General features: G+C 51.2%; 1 rRNA gene. It reads left to right on the forward strand.

The features are described from left to right. The first annotated feature begins 23 nt into the window (after positions 1–23). Positions 24–2926: ribosomal RNA gene (locus KV201_RS22295) — 23S ribosomal RNA — on the forward strand. Positions 2927–2951: the final 25 nt, after the last annotated feature.

Below are 2951 nucleotides of genomic sequence, written 5' to 3' on the forward strand. Positions count from 1 at the left end.
AGTGAAACTCATTTGGGTTGTATGGTTAAGCGACTAAGCGTATACGGTGGATGCCTTGGCAGTCAGAGGCGATGAAGGACGTAGTAACTTGCGAAAAGCGTTGGCGAGCTAGTAACAAGCATTTGAGCTAACGATGTCCGAATGGGGGAACCCAGCAGCATAAGCTGTTATCGCAACATGAATACATAGTGTTGCGAGGCGAACCCGGGGAACTGAAACATCTAAGTACCCGGAGGAAAAGAAATCAACCGAGATTCCCCTAGTAGCGGCGAGCGAACGGGGATTAGCCCTTAAGTCAGTGGGGTGTTAGTGGAATGTGTTGGAAAGCACAGCGGCACAGGGTGATAGCCCCGTACATGAAAACTAACCATTGATGAAAACGAGTAAGGCGGGACACGTGACATCCTGTTTGAATATGGGGGGACCATCCTCCAAGGCTAAATACTCCTGACTGACCGATAGTGAACCAGTACCGTGAGGGAAAGGCGAAAAGAACCCCTGTGAGGGGAGTGAAATAGAACCTGAAACCGTATACGTACAAGCAGTGGGAGCGGTTCTTGAGACCGTGACTGCGTACCTTTTGTATAATGGGTCAGCGACTTACATTTTGTAGCGAGGTTAAGCGAATAGCGGAGCCGTAGGGAAACCGAGTGTTAACTGCGCGTTTAGTTGCAAGGTGTAGACCCGAAACCCGGTGATCTAGCCATGGGCAGGTTGAAGGTTGAGTAACATCAACTGGAGGACCGAACCGACTAATGTTGAAAAATTAGCGGATGACTTGTGGCTGGGGGTGAAAGGCCAATCAAACCGGGAGATATCTGGTTCTCCTCGAAAGCTATTTAGGTAGCGCCTCGAGCGAATACCATTGGGGGTAGAGCACTGTTAAGGCTAGGGGGTCATCCCGACTTACCAACCCTTTGCAAACTCCGAATACCAATGAGTACTACTCGGGAGACAGACGGCGGGTGCTAACGTCCGTCGTCAAAAGGGAAACAACCCAGACCGTCAGCTAAGGTCCCAAAGTACTAGCTAAGTGGGAAACGATGTGGGAAGGCTTAGACAGCTAGGATGTTGGCTTAGAAGCAGCCATCATTTAAAGAAAGCGTAATAGCTCACTAGTCGAGTCGGCCTGCGCGGAAGATGTAACGGGGCTAAGCTAGTCACCGAAGCTACGGGTGCACAGTTTACTGTGCGCGGTAGAGGAGCGTTCTGTAAGCCGTTGAAGGTGAAGGGGTAACCCACGCTGGAGGTATCAGAAGTGCGAATGCTGACATGAGTAACGATAAAGGGGGTGAAAAACCCCCTCGCCGAAAGACCAAGGGTTCCTGTCCAACGTTAATCGGGGCAGGGTGAGTCGACCCCTAAGGTGAGGCCGAAAGGCGTAATCGATGGGAAACAGATTAATATTTCTGTACTTCCGCTAACTGCGATGGAGAGACGGAGAAGGCTAGGCTAGCGCGGCGTTGGTAGTCCGCGTTTAAGGTGGTAGGTTGATTTCTTAGGCAAATCCGGGGAATCGCACTTTAGTGTGCAGACTGAGAGCTGATGACGAGGTCCTAAGGGACTGAAGTAGTTGATGCCATGCTTCCAGGAAAATCTTCTAAGCTTCAGGTTAGTGGGAATCGTACCCCAAACCGACACAGGTGGTCGGGTAGAGAATACCAAGGCGCTTGAGAGAACTCGGCTGAAGGAACTAGGCAAAATGGTACCGTAACTTCGGGAGAAGGTACGCTCCTGTTGGTGATGAGACTTGCTCTCTAAGCTGACGGGAGTCGCAGATACCAGGTGGCTGCAACTGTTTATCAAAAACACAGCACTGTGCAAACTCGCAAGAGGAAGTATACGGTGTGACGCCTGCCCGGTGCCGGAAGGTTAATTGATTGGGTTATCGCAAGAGAAGCTCATGATCGAAGCCCCGGTAAACGGCGGCCGTAACTATAACGGTCCTAAGGTAGCGAAATTCCTTGTCGGGTAAGTTCCGACCTGCACGAATGGCGTAATGATGGCCACGCTGTCTCCAGCCGAGACTCAGTGAAGTTGAAATTGCGGTGAAGATGCCGTATACCCGCGGCTAGACGGAAAGACCCCGTGAACCTTTACTATAGCTTGGCACTGAACATTGAACCTACATGTGTAGGATAGGTGGGAGACTTTGAAGTTGTGACGCTAGTCATGATGGAGTCGTCCTTGAAATACCACCCTTGTAGTTTTGATGTTCTAACCTAGGTCCCTTATCGGGATTAGGGACAGTGCCTGGTGGGTAGTTTGACTGGGGCGGTCTCCTCCCAAAGAGTAACGGAGGAGCACGAAGGTTGGCTAAGTACGGTCGGACATCGTACGGTTAGTGCAATGGCATAAGCCAGCTTAACTGCGAGACATACACGTCGAGCAGGTACGAAAGTAGGTCATAGTGATCCGGTGGTTCTGAATGGAAGGGCCATCGCTCAACGGATAAAAGGTACTCCGGGGATAACAGGCTGATACCGCCCAAGAGTTCATATCGACGGCGGTGTTTGGCACCTCGATGTCGGCTCATCACATCCTGGGGCTGAAGTCGGTCCCAAGGGTATGGCTGTTCGCCATTTAAAGTGGTACGCGAGCTGGGTTCAGAACGTCGTGAGACAGTTCGGTCCCTATCTGCCGTGGGCGTTGGATGATTGAAGGGAGCTGCTCCTAGTACGAGAGGACCGGAGTGGACGAACCGCTGGTGTTCGGGTTGTCATGCCAATGGCATTGCCCGGTAGCTACGTTCGGAATCGATAACCGCTGAAAGCATCTAAGCGGGAAGCGAGCCCTAAGATGAGTCATCCCTAGGAATTTAATTCCTCTAAAGAGCCGTTCGAGACTAGGACGTTGATAGGCATGGTGTGTAAGCGTTGTGAGGCGTTGAGCTAACATGTACTAATGACTCGAGAGGCTTAACCATACAACCCAGATGGGTTTTACTGAAA

Source organism: Shewanella sp. SR1, from assembly GCF_020447145.1.
Taxonomy (GTDB): domain Bacteria; phylum Pseudomonadota; class Gammaproteobacteria; order Enterobacterales; family Shewanellaceae; genus Shewanella; species Shewanella baltica.